Genomic DNA, 16,339 nt, shown 5'->3' with positions numbered 1-16,339 from the left:
ATCGCTAAATTCATATACTTGCCATCTTATTTTTTGAAAATGCCATGAGTAGAATTTTTACTTTGTTATTGATAAGCAGTGTCTTTTTTTTCAATATACAGACAGCCGGCGGGCAGTCTGTTTTTAAAAAAGGAGTTCGTGCTTTGGCAAAAGGCGACTATGAGCAGCTGGAGGCGGTTTTGCAGCGCGCTGCCAAGCGGCACGCCCGCCACCCTTTGCGTTTTTGGTTGTGGGCTCGCTACCGGGGCATCGATTCCCTGCCCCATCATAACTATGAAGAAGCCCATTTTTTGCTCGACCGGGCGGTGCAGGCATGGCAGGAAGGCAGTGTGCGTGAGCAAAGCCGTTGGCTGAAGATAGCCCGCTTGGCTTCTTTCGATTCTTTGTATCGCTACCGTGATTATCTCGACCGGCGTTTGCTTGATCAAATCAAAGCCGGCAGCGACCTGCAGGCTGTGGAGCACTACCTGCAGGAGCACGCCCATTCGCCTTACAAGGTGGAAGCCATCACTTGGCGCGACAGCCTTGCTTTTGCGCAAGCCCAAGCCGCCGACACCTACGATGCCTACGAAGAGTTCATTGCGCGCTACCCGGGAGCGCCACAGGTAGAACAAGCCCGCCGCCGCCGCGATATGCTGCTTTTCGAAGAATGGACCACTGAAGGCAAGCTGCAGGATTATCTCGACTTTTTGGCACGCTTTCCCGATTCCTATGCCCGGGACGAAGCCGAACGGCGCATCTTTTATTTGAGTACGGCCACCTTCCGCCCGGAAGATTTCCTGCACTTTCTGGAGAACTACCCGCAAAGTTCCATGCGGCGTCATGCACTGCAATTGGCTGCCTGCCTGGCCATGTTTCACGACCGGTGGGCGCCGCTTGCAGCTTATGCCCACGAGCCGGAAGTGCTCTATTGGAAAGAATACGCCCCCTTGCGCAAGCAGTGGTTGTTCCCTTATTTTCAGGATGGATGGTGGGGCGTGGCCGGGCCCGATGGCAACATATTGATTCCGCCCCATTTGGAACGACTGTGGAAAGAATACGGTTGCGCGCCCATCACCGACGACTTCATTGTCGTGGAAGACCGGCACGGGCGCTTGGGCATTTACGACAGGCGCGGCAAGAAGCTTTTCGGGGCTTTGTTTGAAGACTTGGAGTGGCTCGGCGATGGCTTGGCGTGGGTGGCTACGGCTGCCGGTGAAGGCTTGGTGCATGTTACCGGCATGTGGTTGATTGATGCCGTTTATGAGCGCTTGGAGCCTTTTGTCAATCATACTTTTCTTGCCCGTAGGGGGGGCGTCTGGGGGCTGCTCGATGTGTACGGGCGTGTGTTGCTTCCTTTCGAATACGACAAAATAGAGCTTTGGAGAGAGGAGGCGCTGCTGGTATTGCATAAGGCCGGCAGCGCAGAATTGCTGCCGCTGCAGCAACTGGAAAGCCTGCAGCAAGGCGAGGTGTATTACCCCCTGGCCATTTTCGACGAAGTGGCACCACTGGAAGCCCATCACTTAAAGGTGAGGGCAGGAGATGCCTATGGGGCACTCGATGCCTCGTTACAGGTGGCTTTAGATGTGACTTACAAGGAAGTAGATTTGAAGAAAAACACTTGGATAGTGCACACCGGCCGGGGCGTGTGTTTGTTGCGCATGAGCGGGCGCCCTTTGGTGGCCGACACCTTCCACTATGCCCGGGCAGGTACGCACTATATCGTGGCACGCCGCGACAGCCTGTGGCATATTTACGACTATCTGGGGCAAGCTCTTTTCCGCCAGCCTGCCGATACTGCCTACTTCTTAGGCTCGGCGGTGCTTGTGCAGGCAGGCAAAAAAACAATGCTTTTGCTCGAAAACAGGGCATGGCAAGACAGAAGCGACTACTATGACTTTCAGCTGCTGCGCACTTCCCATGATGCCGGCCGCTATTTTATACAAATGCGCGACCGGCGCGATAAAATAGGTGTAATTGACCGCTACGGACAAGAGCGCCTGCCTTTCCGTTATGAGGCTGCATATATGTTGGACAACTACCTTATAAAAGTGCATGTCAAGCGGCGTGTGGGCTTGGTAGATACCAGCGGTCAGGTGGTTTTGCCCATCGAATACGAAGGCATCGGCGATTTGATTGAAGGCACCATTCCTTTGATGAAACGGGGGCGTTTTGGAGTGTTTGTGCCCGGGCAGGTGCTTATAGAACCACAATTTGAAGCTTTGCTTCACCCCGAGGGGCGCTATTGGCGTGCGCGCCTTCAAGGCAATTGGGGGCTCATAGATGCCGAAGGCAAAAAACTGCTGCCTTTTCGTTATGAACGCATAGAGGCTGTTCATGACAGCTTGTTTCTGGTGAAGGCAGGCTTGCAATGGCAGCTTGTCAATCCGTTGAGCGGGCAGGTATTTTGGGAAGGTAGCAGAGTGGAAAGCTTCGATTGCGAAAACTCGCGACTGCTGTTATTGTATCAAGGCAAACAAATCCGGATATGGAAAGATGGCGCATGGATGGCTTGTGCGGAAGATTACGTACAGCCCTATTGTGTGCAAGGCAAGTGGGTGCTTCGGAGTGAACAGGCAACCGATGCGCAGGAAACACGGTGGCGCATTGCATGGAAAGACCTTGACGGGCAAGTGTTTTTTGAGACCTTGATGCGGGAAGAGGAGCTTTTCGAGTGGGATTGCGATTGATGCCGCGTGTGCACGGTCGAATATTTTTCTTAAATTCATTCAAGGAAACAACTATTTTCTTATATTGCTTGTAATTATTGTACCGGGTTCAAAAAATGAAAAAAATATGAATCGTCAGTGGAAAATACTTTTATTGGGAGTTTCTATGGCCTCTATGTTTGCCTGCCAAAGCAATCAGGAGGAAGGCAAGGTGGAAGAAGCCGATACCGTAGCTGTTGAACAAACAGCCGAAGACAGCGTGACGGTTGAAGATATTCAAAAAGTAACGGCGCACTTTCCTTCGCCCGTAGATTTCGTTTCTTATATCAATCATGCCGACTTGGCATACCAAGCCACTTGGCTCAACCCCATTGACCGGGTGAATCAATACCTGGGCCGTCCTGAAAAGGCTGCTTTGAACTTGGGTGTTTATCTGTCCGATTTAGGGTATCAGTCTATTTACATGAAAAGCGAAGCAGCCCTGCAGTACCTGAAAACAGCCAAGCAGCTTTCGGACCAGCTCAACATACTGAACGAAGAAACCAACACCTACCTCAAACGTTTTGAAGCCAACCTGAGCAACCGTGACTCGCTGCTGACCATCACGCGCGAGGCTTACTATTCCATTGATGAGTACTTGCGCGAAAACGAAAAAACCGACTTGGCCGCTCTTATCGTTACGGGCGCTTGGATTGAAGGGCTTTATGGCGGTGGCAACATCTTGACTTCTTTGCCCGCTTACTTCGAAAACGAAAAATACCGTCCTCTGATTTATCGCATTGGCGCGCAAAAAAGCTCTTTGGAAAACATCATTGCCATGCTCGAGAAAATCGACGACGTGGAGGAGGTAAAAGCCATCACTGCCGAGCTGAAAAAGCTGCTTGAACTCTATGCCCCGGTGGAAGTGGTGGAAGCAAGCAGCGAAGAAGAAGCCATCGTGGACATAGCCGAGGTGCAGAACATAGAACAACTGACCGAAGAGGTGGTGATTAACAGCGTGAAGGAGGTGAAAATAGACAAAGCTACCTTCGAAGCCATCTATAAGCAGATAAGCAAAATACGCGAGATGATTGTAAAGCCCTAAGCGATAAAATATGGAGTATCTGACAACCACCCGCCCAAACAGCAGGGTGGTTGTTTTGTTTATATACCTTACCGGGCTGCTGAAGCTTGGTTTTTCTTTGTGTGGACATTATCTTGAGAAACAAATCTTGTCTTTATGAGTGAAGAAGTACTGAAAGCTTTGATGCAACTATTCGGCATCACTGCCCGCCTGGACGGTGTGACCGAAGTAGAGCGCGAGTTGGTGTATGATTTCTTGAATCAACAGCTGAACCAACAAGACGTGCCCAAGTACTTCGAGATATTTGAACAATATGCCACTCAGCAGACATCCAGTATCTATGAAGAAGGAGTGAAGCTTACGCCGGTGCGCCTTTCGTCGCGCATGTTGCGTTTGGCTACGCAAATTATCAAAGAGCTTACCCAACAGCAGAAGGTCATTGTATTGATTCGCCTGCTTGAACTGGTGAATGTAGATCATCGCATCAGCCCGCAGGAGGAAGACTTCGTGGATACGGTGGCTACGGTGTTCAATATAGAACCCGGTGAATATCAGGCCATCAAGCGCTTTGTGATGGAGGAAAGCCTTTTGCCCTACTTGCAAGAACCACTCTTATTGTGCCTGCAAGCACCACCGCTGCCGCCGCTTGTCTTTGAGCATGCCATGGCAGTGCCACAGCTGCAGGGCACAATCTTGATTTTGCGGGTGCCCAGCGTGGAGTCTTATTTTGTGAAATACATTGGCGACAAGGAGTATTACCTGAACGGCGTGCTCATGCACCCGCTGCATATTTACCCCTTGCCACCGGGCAGCAGCATACGCGGGGGGCGCATTGAGCCCATCTATTATAGCGACGTGGTGCGTTTCTTTTTGAAAGAGCAGCACCGCCAACCCATTGTTTTGCATGCCCGCAATATCAGCTACCGTTTTCCGTCGGGCGTGGATGCCGTCAAACCTTTGTCCATGAAAGAATACGGGGGCAACCTGGTGGGCATCATGGGGGCAAGTGGCAGCGGCAAATCTACTTTGATTGAACTGCTGGCAGGAATCAAAAAGCCTTCGAAAGGAACGGTCACCATCAATGGTGTGGACGTGCATGCCGAAGAGATGGCGGGCATTGTTGGTTTCGTGCCACAACAAGACCTGCTCATTGAAGAGCTGACGGTGTATGAAAACCTTTACTATGCTGCCCGTTTGTGTTTTGGCAACCTGCCGGAAGAAGACATCAAACAAAAAGTGGAAAAGACGCTGCAAGACTTGGGCTTGTACGAAGTGCGCCACCTGGCTGTGGGCAATGAAATAGACCGCATATTGAGTGGGGGGCAGCGCAAGCGCCTGAACATAGCCTTGGAGCTGTTGCGTGAGCCTTCCGTGCTTTTTGTAGATGAACCCACCTCGGGGCTCTCGTCGCGCGATTCGGAAAACGTGATGGACCTGCTCAAAGAATTGGCACTGAAAGGCAAGCTGGTGATTACGGTTCTGCATCAGCCTTCGTCCGATATATTCAAGATGCTCGACAGCCTCTATATCCTTGACTTGGGCGGCTATTTGATTTATTCGGGCAAGCCGGCCGATGCCTTGATTTATTTTAAGAAAGCAGCCAATCAGGTCAACAGCGAGCGCATCGAATGCCATGAATGTGGCAATATCGACGTAGAGCAGATTTTCGACATTATCGAAATGCGGGTGGTTGATGAATATGGGCGTTTTACCAACAGACGAAAGCGCACCCCCCGGCAGTGGCATACGCTTTTTCAGAAGTACCTCGAAGAAAACAACACCACGGCGGAAGACGAGGGTGGCTTAAAGCCTCTTGAGAGCCACCTGGTGCGCCCTTCATTCCTGAAGCAGTGGTTTTTGTTTGCGCTGCGCGATGCACGCATCAAACTAAGCTCGCCTTCCTACATTACCCTTGCGCTGCTTCAGGCGCCTGCTTTGGCTTTTCTGCTGGCTTATATCAACCGCTATTATCCTTTGGAAGAAGGGCATAGCCATTACACACTGTATCACAACAGCAACTTGCCGGCTTATATCTTTGTGGCGGTCATTATTGCGTTGTTCATGGGCATGACCATCGGGGCGGAAGAAATACTCAAAGACAGGCGCATTTTGTTTCGCGAGCGTTTTTTGGCGCTGAACCGCCATAGTTATCTGCTGGCAAAAACAGCCGTGCTGTTCGCTATATCGGCCGTGCAAACCACCCTGCTGGTCTTGGTAGGCAACCTGACCATGCGCATCGAATGGGCTTTGTTCGATGAGTATTGGCTGGTGCTGTTTTCGACGGCTTGCTTTGCCAACCTGTTGGCACTGAACCTGTCTTCTGCCTTCAAGAAGTCGGCGGTGATTTACATAGCCATTCCCGTTTTGCTTATTCCTCAACTGATATTGGGTGGTGTGGTGGTACGTTTCGACCGCATGAACCCCTCTTTGGTGGCACATACTACCACCCATATTCCCGCCATCAGCCATTGGATGGCATCCCGTTGGGCTTTTGAAGCCCTGATGCTTGAGCAGTTTCGTGACAACAGCTTCATGCGTCCGCAATATGAATGGAAGAAACAAATTGCCGAAGGTGAGTACAAAGCCATCTTCTTGTATGAGCGTCTGCGGGCAGCCCATGATTCCATAGCTATGGGGCAGCGCCCGGCTTATTGGGCATCGATGATTGGTAAAACCATCGAAAACGATCATTTCCTGCGGCAGCACCCCCGCTATGTGCCTGTGGTCAACATGTTGAAAGAGAGCGGGGGAGAGCGTTTGTCTGCCATTACCCCCATGCTTGATTCCCTCTTGCACCACTTGCGTGCCTATTACATGGAGCGGGGTGAGCTGGCGCGTTTGAGTCTGCGCCGTTGGACCGGGCAGCAAAGCCGTACCGACTCTGCCAAGCAAGCCTATCAAGCCCTGCACCTGCAAACACACAACGAAGCGGTAGAGCGTTTTGTGAACAATATCGACATGGGCAACTTTGTGCGCCTGACCACCGAAGGTTTCCGCCCCAATGTATATTTGGCTTATTTGGATAGTGAAGGCTTCTTTTCGCACTTTTTTGCCCCCAACAAATGGCAGTGGGGCAGGGCATGGGATACCTTTTATGTCAATCTGCTGGTCATATGGTTGATGAGCCTGCTGCTTTACTGGGCACTTTATGTGCGCTTGCTGGAAAGAAGTATGCTATGGCTGGAACAATGGCAGATGCGTCGCAGGCGTCCTACGGACAATATGTGAAGCCGTGTTTTTTGTTTTTCTCTTGCATTGTCCTTAGATTTGGAGCTTGCGAAAATGCTTGAATGTTAGAATAATTCAAGTTGTTTGTGTTTGCTCCCAAAACAATATTTTATGTTTGCCTATATACGCGGTGTTTTAGTTCAGAAAGAGCCTACCCATGTAGTGCTTGATGTGCAGGGCGTCGGCTATTTTATCAAAATATCATTGCACACTTATGCACAGATAAGTGCCAAAAAGGGCGAAGAACAGCAACTATACGTGCATTTTCACGTACAAGAAAACGCTCATAGCTTGTATGGTTTTGCCTCGGTGGTGGAAAAAGAGCTTTTTTTGATGCTTATGAGTGTGTCGGGTATCGGTGCCAATACCGCTTTGATGATGCTTTCGGCAATGAACCCGCAAGAGCTGACAACAGCCATTGCGCAGGAAGACGTGAAGCGTCTGAAAGCCATCAAAGGGATAGGCGAAAAGACAGCCATGCGGGCAGTGGTAGAGCTGAAAGACAAAGTGCGCAAACAAATGCCGGAAGCTGTTTTGGACGATGCACACGCACAGCCTTACTACCGCTTGCAGGAAGAAGCCGTGCAGGCCTTGGTGGTGCTGGGCTTGCCCAAAGCCACTGCCGAGAAGAATGTGCGTTCGGTGCTCAAAAATCTGAAGGGCGAAGAAGTAGCCTTGGAAGAGCTGATAAAACGGGCACTCAACGTGTAGCTGCGGTGTCGTTTTTGATAAAAAAAACAGGTAGTGAAATAAAGTCAAAAAAGAAACAGCCTTGACGCTCGGAAATATAACTTTATCTCTGATTCTTTGGTTTGGTATCACCGCTTTGGCGTTGCAGCAAAAAACATTTGTGCGGCAGGAGCCCATGCCTGATGCGGCACTAACCCCCGCAGTGGTGCTGCCCAAAGACACCCTCGACACATTGAAGAAGTACAAGCCGGAGCGTTTTCCCGCTTTTCGTCCGCGCTATCGCTGGGCAGACCCTTTTTCTTACCGCCCCAGCCGCTCGTTGTTTGACCTGCAGCCCTCTGCCCTGCAGCGCGAAGTGCGCCTCGATACCAGCTTGCGCTATTTCTACATAGATGAACGCATTGGCAATGTGCCTTACCGTTATCCCACACTCTTGCCTTACGACACCCTCTTCCGCATAGAAGAACGGCGGGCAGCAGAAGACTTTTGGCGGAGCGAAGGCGCCGGCGTAAGCGAAGAGTCCACCACAACGACCACCAAAGGTTTTCGCCCCCGTATTCCGGTTACCAACCGTTTGTTCGGGCGAATCTTTGGCGGTGATTACATAGAATTTCGCCCCACCGGCTATGTGAACTTGGATTTTGCCTACCGCTCGCAGCGTATTGCCAACCCGGCTATTCCGGCGGCACGCCAGCGCACCGGCACCTTTGACTTCGACCCGCAAGCCAACTTGAACCTGACCGGGCAGGTGGGCGACAAATTGCGCATTACGACCAACTTCAACACACAAGCCAGCTTCGATTTCGAAAACAACTTCAAAGTAGAGTACACCGGATACCCCGAAGAAATCATTCGCAAGATAGAGTTTGGTAATGTCAATTTTGCCCTGCCTACCTCATTGATTCAAGGCAGCCAGAGCCTGTTCGGGGTAAAAACCGAATTGCAATTCGGGCGCTTGCGTGTGCAAGGTATCTTTTCGCAAAAGCGCTCTACGGCGGATCAGATATCCATACAGGGCGGGGCGCAGGTGCGCAAGTACGAGATACGCGCCAGCAACTACGACGAAAACCGCCACTTTTTTCTTTCGCACTTTCACCGCAACCGTTATGAGCCGGCTTTGCGCACCTTGCCGCTTATCAATTCGGGCGTACTCATCACCCGCGTGGAAGTGTATGTAACCAACCGGGCAAATACGGCTACGGGGCTGCGCAATATAGTGGCTTTCACCGACCTGGGCGAAGGCAGCCCCTACCGCAGCGGCAACCCCTTCATAGGCAGTGGCAACCCGCAGCAACCGGCAAACAACGATGCCAACCAGCTCTTTGCCAACCTTACGTCCAATGCCGTTTATAGAGATGTGGAGCAGGTCATTGGTGCGCTGCAGGCGCAAGGACTAAGCAATGGCGATGACTTTACCGTTTTGCGTTCGGCACGCAAGCTGGAGCCTACCGAATACAGCTTCCATCCCCAACTGGGCTATATTACGCTCAATACCCCTTTGCGCAACGACGAAGTGTTGGCAGTGGCTTTTGAATATACCTACAACGGGCGCACCTACCGCGTGGGCGAGCTTTCGGATGACTACCTGAACCGCCCCGAAAGTGAAGCTATTTTCCTGAAAATGCTGCGCCCGGCGGCTATTCGCACCGACCTGCCCACTTGGGACCTGATGATGAAGAACATTTATTCGCTCAATGCTTCGCAAATCAAGCAGGAAAACTTCCGCTTGCGCGTCATCTATCGCGATGACCTGACCGGCCTCGACAACCCCGCCTTGCACGAAGGCGCTCAAACCAAGAATGTGCCTTTACTCAAGCTGTTGGGCTTGGACGAGCTGAACCCGCGCGGCGACCGGCAAATAGATGCACAAGGCAATTCCATAGGCGATGGTAATTTCGACTTTGTGGAAGGCATCACCATCAACACCAATCAGGGGCTGATTATTTTCCCCGTGCTGGAGCCTTTTGGGCAGCACCTGAAGCAATACTTCGACCCGGCCACAGAAGCCCAACTCATCGACAAGTATGTCTTTGAAGAGCTGTATGAAACTACCCGCAACGACGCCGAAAACAACTACGCCAATAAAAACAAATTCTTTCTGGTGGGGCAGTATGAAGGCAGCTCGGGCAGCAGTGTGTTCCTGCCCGGCATCAATGTGGCGCAAGGCTCGGTGATTGTGAAAGCCGGCGGCATACAACTTACCGAAGGCACCGACTACATTGTGAATTACAGCACCGGGCAAGTAACCATCATCAACGAAGCCATTTTGGCATCGGGCAAAGAAATTACCATCGATTACGAAAAAGCCGACTTCTTTAACCTGCAGACCCGCACCTACATGGGCGCCCGCTTCGACTATGCCCTCGACCGCGACGTGAACATAGGTGCTACCATTGTAAACCTGCGCGAGCGTCCTATTCTGACCCGTGTGGCGATGGGCTCAGAAGCCATCAACAACACCATGATAGGCGCCGACGTGTCGCTCAAGAAAGAAGCCCGCTTCCTGACCCGCCTTACCGATGCCTTGCCGCTGGTGCAAACCAAAGAGAAATCGAGCATTACTTTTCAGGCCGAAGTGGCACAGCTGCGCCCCGGGGCTGCCCGTCTCAGTGGCGCCGTCTCTTATATCGATGACTTCGAAGGCACCCGTACCCCCTTTGACCTGGGGCGCACCGCCAATTTGCGTTGGAAGCTGGGCGCCACCCCGCCGCAGTTCATAGACCCGGCAAACCCCGACCCCCTGAAAGCCAACTACCGCCGTGCATTGCTGGCTTGGTACAACATAGACAACACCTTCTTCCGTAGTGGTGCCAACGGGCGCCCTTCGAATATCAGCGACCAAGACCTGCAAAACCACTATATGCGCCCGGTGGTGCCGCAGGAGATTTTCCCCAACCGTCAGTTCAACAACATCGTTACCAACGAAACAACCTTTGACCTCGCTTTCTTCCCCGATGAGCGTGGTCCTTACAACTTCAACCCCAACCTGACCCCCGACGGCAAGCTGCCCAACCCCACGCAGAACTTTGGAGCTATCACCCATGCCATCACCAACCAAGTGGACTTCGACAATGCCAATGTAGAGTATATCGAATTCTGGTTGCTCGACCCCTTTATTTCCGGTGAACGGGGGCGCGTGATTGTGGACGGCACCAATGGCACGAACAACACCACCGGCGGCGAGCTGTATTTCAACCTGGGCACCATCAGTGAAGACGTGATTCCCGACAGCCGCCATTTCTTTGAAAACGGCTTGCCCGTAACGACTGACGGAAGCAAAGACCAAACCACTTGGGGCTATGTGCCCAACCAGCCTTTCCTTATCAATGCCTTCAGCAATGAGCCGGGCGCACGTGCCCTGCAAGATGTGGGCTTAGACGGCGTGCGCAACGATGAAGAACCGGATTTTTATCAAGGCTTTTTGAACAGCTTGCCCCCGGCTTTGCGTGCCGTGATAGCCGAAGACCCCTCAGCCGACAACTTCCGTTTTTATTTCGACAGCCGCTGGGATGCCAAAAATGCCAAAATCATTGAGCGTTACAAGTATTACAACAACACGGAAGGCAACTCGCCGGAAAATGCAGGCAGCGGCTTGATTACGCCTGCCGGTACCAACCTGCCCGACAACGAAGACCTGAACCAAGACAATACGCTCAACGACCTCGACGCTTATTATGAGTACCGTATTTCGCTGCGCCCGCAAGATTTGGTAGTGGGCAAAAACTACATTGTGGATAAAGTGGAAGTGTCTGACCCCGACATTACCCAAGGCGACAAGGTCACGTGGTATCAGTTCCGTATTCCCATCCGCGAGCCCGACGGCAAAGTAGGCAATATTGAAGGATTTAAATCCATCCGTTTCATGCGTTTGTATCTGACCGGCTTTGCGCAGCCGGTAGTGCTGCGCATGGCGCAGTTTCAATTGGTAGCCAATCAGTGGCGCCGTTATTTGGGCGACCTGAGTCAGAAGGGCTACCAGTTGCCTTCCGAGCCCTACGACCCCTCTTTCGTGCTTTCTACGGTGAACTTGGAAGAAAACGCAGCCATCGACGGCGAAAGCATGCCCTATGATTTGCCGCCCGGCGCCATTCGCGACCGCGATGTAACCAGTATCAACAACCGCGAGTTGAACGAACAATCGATTCAGCTGTGTGTGGAAGACTTGCAAGACGGCGACGCACGGGCTGCTTTCAAGAATGTGAGCTTCAACTTTTTGTTCTACAAGCGCTTGCAAATGTATATTCACGCCCACGACCTGACGGGCGTGACACAAGACGGCGAGGTGTCAGCCATCATACGTGTAGGCACCGACTTCACACAGAACTATTATGAAATAGAAGTGCCGCTGGAACTGACCACCCTGCAGGAAGTGTTGAGTGCCCCTTCGCGCCAAGCACGCCAAGAACTCATTTGGAAGAGTGCCAACGAACTCGACATAGCCTTGGATGAACTGGTGGCAACCAAAGTGGCAAGAAACAACGAACGTGGCTTCCGCAAAGACGTTTTCATTCCCTACACCCGTCAAGTGGGCAAATACCGCATCACGGTAGTAGGGAACCCCGACTTGAGCGCAGTAACCACCTTGATGCTGGGCATCAAAAACCCCAAGTTGGCAAGCGGCGACGACGGACAGGCCAAGTCCGTGTGTGTGTGGTTCGATGAGTTCAGAGCCACGGGCTATGACCAAACCAAGGGCGTGGCGGCTACTTCGCGCCTCAATGTGCAGATGGCTGATTTTGCCAATATTACCGCCAATGCCAAGCTGGAAACCTTCGGCTTTGGTGGCTTGAACCAGCGTATTTATCAGCGCACCTTGAACAACACCAAGAGCTTCGATGTGCAGGCAACCATTGCCTTGGATAAGTTTTTCCCTGCCAAAGCCGGCTTGCGCATCCCGCTGTTTGTGAGCTATCAACGTACCAATATTTCACCCGAATATGACCCCCTGGACCCCGATGTGAAGCTTGATGCTTCGGTTCAGAAGTTCGACAGCGACGCCGAGCGGCGCCGGTACCGTCAGTTGGTAGAAACCAACGAAACGCGCCGCAGTATCAATTTCACCAATGTGCGCAAGCTGAAAACCAATCCCGATGCGAAACCTCATTTGTGGGATATTTCCAATTTCGCCTATAGCTGGGCTTACAGCGAAATAGAGCGCAGCGACATGACTACCGCTTCGTATAAACAACAGCGCTGGCGCAATGCCCTGAGCTATAACTTCAGCTTTCAACCCAAGCCGTGGGAGCCGTTCAAGAATGTGGCATGGTTGCAATCGCCTTGGCTGCGTCTGGTGCGCGATTTCAACCTCATCATGCAGCCTACGTCCATCAATTTGCGCGGTGAGCTGGACCGCACTTTCACACGCACGCAGTTCCGCGATGCCGACTTTTCGACTTTTCAGTTTGCCCCCTTTTATGAAAAATACTACACTTTCAATCGCTTCTACAGCCTGCAGTTTGCCATTACCAAAAGCTTGAACCTGAACTATAATGCCGATGCTTTTGCCATCATCGACGAGCCCGCAGGCGAAATAGACACCCAAGCCAACCGCGACTCGGTGTGGGCAAACATCAAGCGTTTGGGGCGTATGAAAAACTTCAAACAGACAGTATCGGCAAACTATAAGCTGCCACTCGACAAGCTGCCTCTGACCGATTGGCTGAGTGCCGATGCCGCCTATACGGTCAACTACCAATGGCAGGCAGCTTCTTTGGGCTTGGAAGACAGCGTGGGCAACGTGGTGATGAATGCGCGCGAGCAGAGTGTGCGCACACGTGCCGACCTGTTGAAGCTGTACAACAAAGTGAAGATTCTCAATGAAATCAATCAGCCCCGGCGCCCCGGCACACAAGTGAAAAAAGACACCACCGTGGGCAAAGGGCGCGAAATACTGAAAGCCATTTTGCGGCCGCTCATGATGGTGCGCAATGTGAACGTGAATTACTCGAAACAGGAAGGGACGACCCTGCCCGGTTTCTTGCCGCGTCCCAAATACCTGGGCATGGATGAAGCATGGCAAGCCCCCGGTTGGGAGTTCGTTTTGGGCAGCCAAAACCCGGATATTCGCCGCATCGCTGCCGAAAATGGCTGGCTGGTAAAAAAAGAAGACACCACAGGGCTATTGATTAACCAGCCTTTTCAACAAACCGTAACCGAAAACCTGACGGCACAGGCAAACCTGGAACCTTTCCGGGATTTTAAAATACAACTCGACGCCAAGCGTTCGCGTACGGTGGGCTACAATGAAATTTACCGCTATGACCCTGCCACCAACAGCTTCCGTTCGTTGTCGCCGGTGCGCACGGGCAGCTACACGGTGTCCACCATTCTTATCAATACCGCCTTTGAAAGAAGCGACAAAGGTTTGGTTTCCAATACCTTTGAGCGGTTTGTAGCCAACCGGCAGGTGGTCCGGCAGCGCTTGGAGAGCCTGAACCCCAACGCCGGCAGCTATGACCTGAACGGGCAGGATGTATTGGTGCCGGCTTTCATGGCCGCTTACAGCGGGCAGTCGCCCCAGTCGGTGGACCTGTCAGCCTTCCCTGCCTTGCCTTTGCCCAACTGGCGCATTACCTATAACGGATTGAGCCGCTTGTCGTTCTTGAAGCAGTGGTTTAGCAACATCTCTTTGTCGCACAACTATACGGCAGAATACCAAATCAACAACTATACTTCTTCTTTGCGCTACCAAGACGAAGAGCTGATTGGCGCACAGGTGTTTGAATACAACTACCTGCTGCCTTCGGCACTCAACGACCAAGGCTTTTATGTGCCGGTATATGTGCTCAATGGCGTGCGCTTGTCGGAGCGTTTCAATCCTTTGATTGGTGTGAACCTGCGCACCAACAGCAACCTAAGCCTGCGCGTAGATTACAACAAAGGGCGCGAAATGATTCTTAACCTTTCAAACACGCAGGTGACCGAATCACGCAACGAGGACTTCATCATAGGGCTGGGCTACACAGCCCGCAACATGAAACTGCCCTTCCGCAATAGCGACCGGGAACGCATCGTGCTGAAAAACGACGTGGTTTTCAGAGTGGACTTTGCTATTCGCGACACGCGCACCATACAGCGGCGCATAGGTGAAGAAAACGTATTTACGGCAGGTAACCGCAATTTCCAGCTGCGCCCCAACATTACCTACAATGTGGATCAGCGCTTGACTTGCCAGGTTTATTTCGAGCGCCTTATCAATACGCCGCGCGTGTCGAATGCTTTCGTACGTAAAGACACTGCCTTTGGCTTTCAATTGCGCTACAACTTCACGCAATGATGCCCGGATACTCAGGCAGTAGTGCCCGAAGGGCTGGTTTTCAGGTTTTGCCCGTCGCGCTCGTGTAATTGACTGAATACCCAAGCCGACAACATGGTAAGGCAACCAATAATCAAGAAAGTATAGCGGAAAGCCGCATGCGTGTCGTTGCCGGTAAGCCATGTTTGTTGTTCCATGCTTTTGAGCACCACCAAGCCGAAAGCCACCCCAAAGCCTATAGCCAGCTGCTGATTGACAGACACCAAAGAGTTGCCACTGCTTGTGTGGTAGGGGCGCAGGTCGGCTACCGAAATGGTGTTCATGGAAGTGAACTGAATAGAGTTGAAAAAGCCCAACAAGGCAATCAAAGGCAGATGCCAGTAAATGGAGGCTTGTGCGCCGGGCAGGGCAAAGCTGCAAATAAGCAAACCTATGATGAGCGTATTGACCACCAGCACACGACGATAGCCCCAGCGGTTGAGAATACGCACGACCATCGACTTGCTAAGCATGGCAGTGAGTGCCATGGGGGCTACCATCCAGCCCGACACGACCGCCGACTGCTTGTAAGCCAGTTGAATCATCAGTGGCAGGAGCAAAGGCACCGAGCTGATACCCAAGCGCGTAGCCAAGCCACCAAGGATACCGATGCGGAAAGTGCGCACCTGAAATAAATTGAGCGGAAAAAGGGCATACGCTTGGCGGCGGGCATGCCGGTAATAGGCATAAAGCAATGCCAAACCCACCAGCAGCGTCAGCAAGATGGGCGTGAGCCGCAAGCTGTTGCTGAGCAGTTCCAGCGAAGCAGAGAGCAAAAAAGAGGCAGTCCCAAACAATAGGAAGCCTTTGAAGTCGAACTTGGCAAAGGTGGCGCGGTAGTCGGGCAGGTAATACAGGCTCAGTACGATGCCCCCCAATGCAATGGGCAGGTTGATGAGGAATATCCAGTGCCATGAAAGATAATCGACCATGTAGCCGCCTACCAGCGGACCTAAAATAGGACCTATCAAAGCCGGTATGATGGCATAGTTGATGGCTTTTAAAAATTCATGTTTGGGGAACGCTTTGATGAGCGCCAGTTTTCCGACCGGTATCATCAAGCTGCCGCCCATGCCTTGCAACACGCGTGCCAGCACCAGCTGTGTGAGGTTCTGCGCCATGGAGCATGCCAGCGAACCCAGTGCAAACAAAGCCAATGCTGCTATGAACACACGCCGTGTGCCATAGCGGTCGGCCAGAAAACCGCTGACCGGCATCAGCAGAGCCACCGTCAACACATAGCTGACAATGGCCATGTGCATATCCACAACGGCTTCGTTCAGGTCGCGCGCAATGGCAGGAAGCGAAGTGTTGAGTATGGTGGAGTCCAGCATCTGCATAAAGATGGCAGTGGCCAAAATAAAGGGAAGAACGCGCTTGACTTTTCCGGAGTCTTGATAACTTTTCATGAAG

General features: G+C 52.1%; 6 protein-coding genes. 5 read left to right on the top strand and 1 reads right to left on the bottom strand.

Going from position 1 to position 16,339, the window contains the following annotated elements; genetic code table 11:
- Window positions 1-44: 44 nt before the first annotated feature.
- The 5 genes from QVE43_RS05820 (at window position 45) to sprA (ending at window position 14,908) form a co-directional block, all read left to right on the top strand.
- Complete coding sequence (locus tag QVE43_RS05820; RefSeq protein ID WP_288005091.1) at window positions 45-2,672, top strand: WG repeat-containing protein; 2,628 nt, start codon at window positions 45-47, stop codon at window positions 2,670-2,672.
- Window positions 2,673-2,778: 106 nt separating this feature from the next.
- Window positions 2,779-3,735 carry a hypothetical protein gene (locus QVE43_RS05815; protein ID WP_038032096.1) on the top strand — a complete coding sequence of 319 codons (957 nt, stop codon included), beginning with the start codon at window positions 2,779-2,781 and terminating at the stop codon, window positions 3,733-3,735.
- 135 nt (window positions 3,736-3,870) lie between these two features.
- Window positions 3,871-6,942 carry an ATP-binding cassette domain-containing protein gene (locus QVE43_RS05810; RefSeq protein WP_288005089.1) on the top strand — a complete coding sequence of 1,024 codons (3,072 nt, stop codon included), beginning with the start codon at window positions 3,871-3,873 and terminating at the stop codon, window positions 6,940-6,942.
- A gap of 111 nt (window positions 6,943-7,053) precedes the next feature.
- Complete coding sequence (ruvA, locus tag QVE43_RS05805; RefSeq protein WP_038032094.1) at window positions 7,054-7,653, top strand: Holliday junction branch migration protein RuvA; 600 nt, start codon at window positions 7,054-7,056, stop codon at window positions 7,651-7,653.
- A gap of 61 nt (window positions 7,654-7,714) precedes the next feature.
- Window positions 7,715-14,908, top strand: coding sequence for a cell surface protein SprA (sprA, locus tag QVE43_RS05800; protein WP_288005086.1), 7,194 nt, complete (start codon window positions 7,715-7,717; stop codon window positions 14,906-14,908).
- Between the two features lie 11 nt (window positions 14,909-14,919).
- On the opposite strand, the gene QVE43_RS05795 is transcribed toward sprA, so the two are convergent.
- Window positions 14,920-16,335, bottom strand: a complete 1,416-nt coding sequence (locus QVE43_RS05795; protein ID WP_288005084.1) for an MFS transporter — start codon at window positions 16,333-16,335, stop codon at window positions 14,920-14,922.
- Window positions 16,336-16,339 lie beyond the last annotated feature (4 nt).

Source organism: Thermonema sp. (assembly GCF_026003375.1).
GTDB classification, from domain to species: Bacteria; Bacteroidota; Bacteroidia; order Cytophagales; family Thermonemataceae; genus Thermonema; species Thermonema rossianum.
Note: the sequence above shows the minus strand (reverse complement) of the source record. Positions and strands in the feature narration are given on the sequence as shown.

Bases quoted from the DNA above. Each gene is read 5' to 3' on its own strand.
- QVE43_RS05820 (WP_288005091.1), top strand. From the start codon at position 45: ATGAGTAGAATTTTTACTTTGTTATTGATAAGCAGTGTCTTTTTTTTC.
- QVE43_RS05810 (WP_288005089.1), top strand. From the start codon at position 3,871: ATGAGTGAAGAAGTACTGAAAGCTTTGATGCAACTATTCGGCATCACT.
- QVE43_RS05815 (WP_038032096.1), top strand. From the start codon at position 2,779: ATGAATCGTCAGTGGAAAATACTTTTATTGGGAGTTTCTATGGCCTCT.
- ruvA (WP_038032094.1), top strand. From the start codon at position 7,054: ATGTTTGCCTATATACGCGGTGTTTTAGTTCAGAAAGAGCCTACCCAT.
- QVE43_RS05795 (WP_288005084.1), bottom strand. From the start codon at position 16,335: ATGAAAAGTTATCAAGACTCCGGAAAAGTCAAGCGCGTTCTTCCCTTT.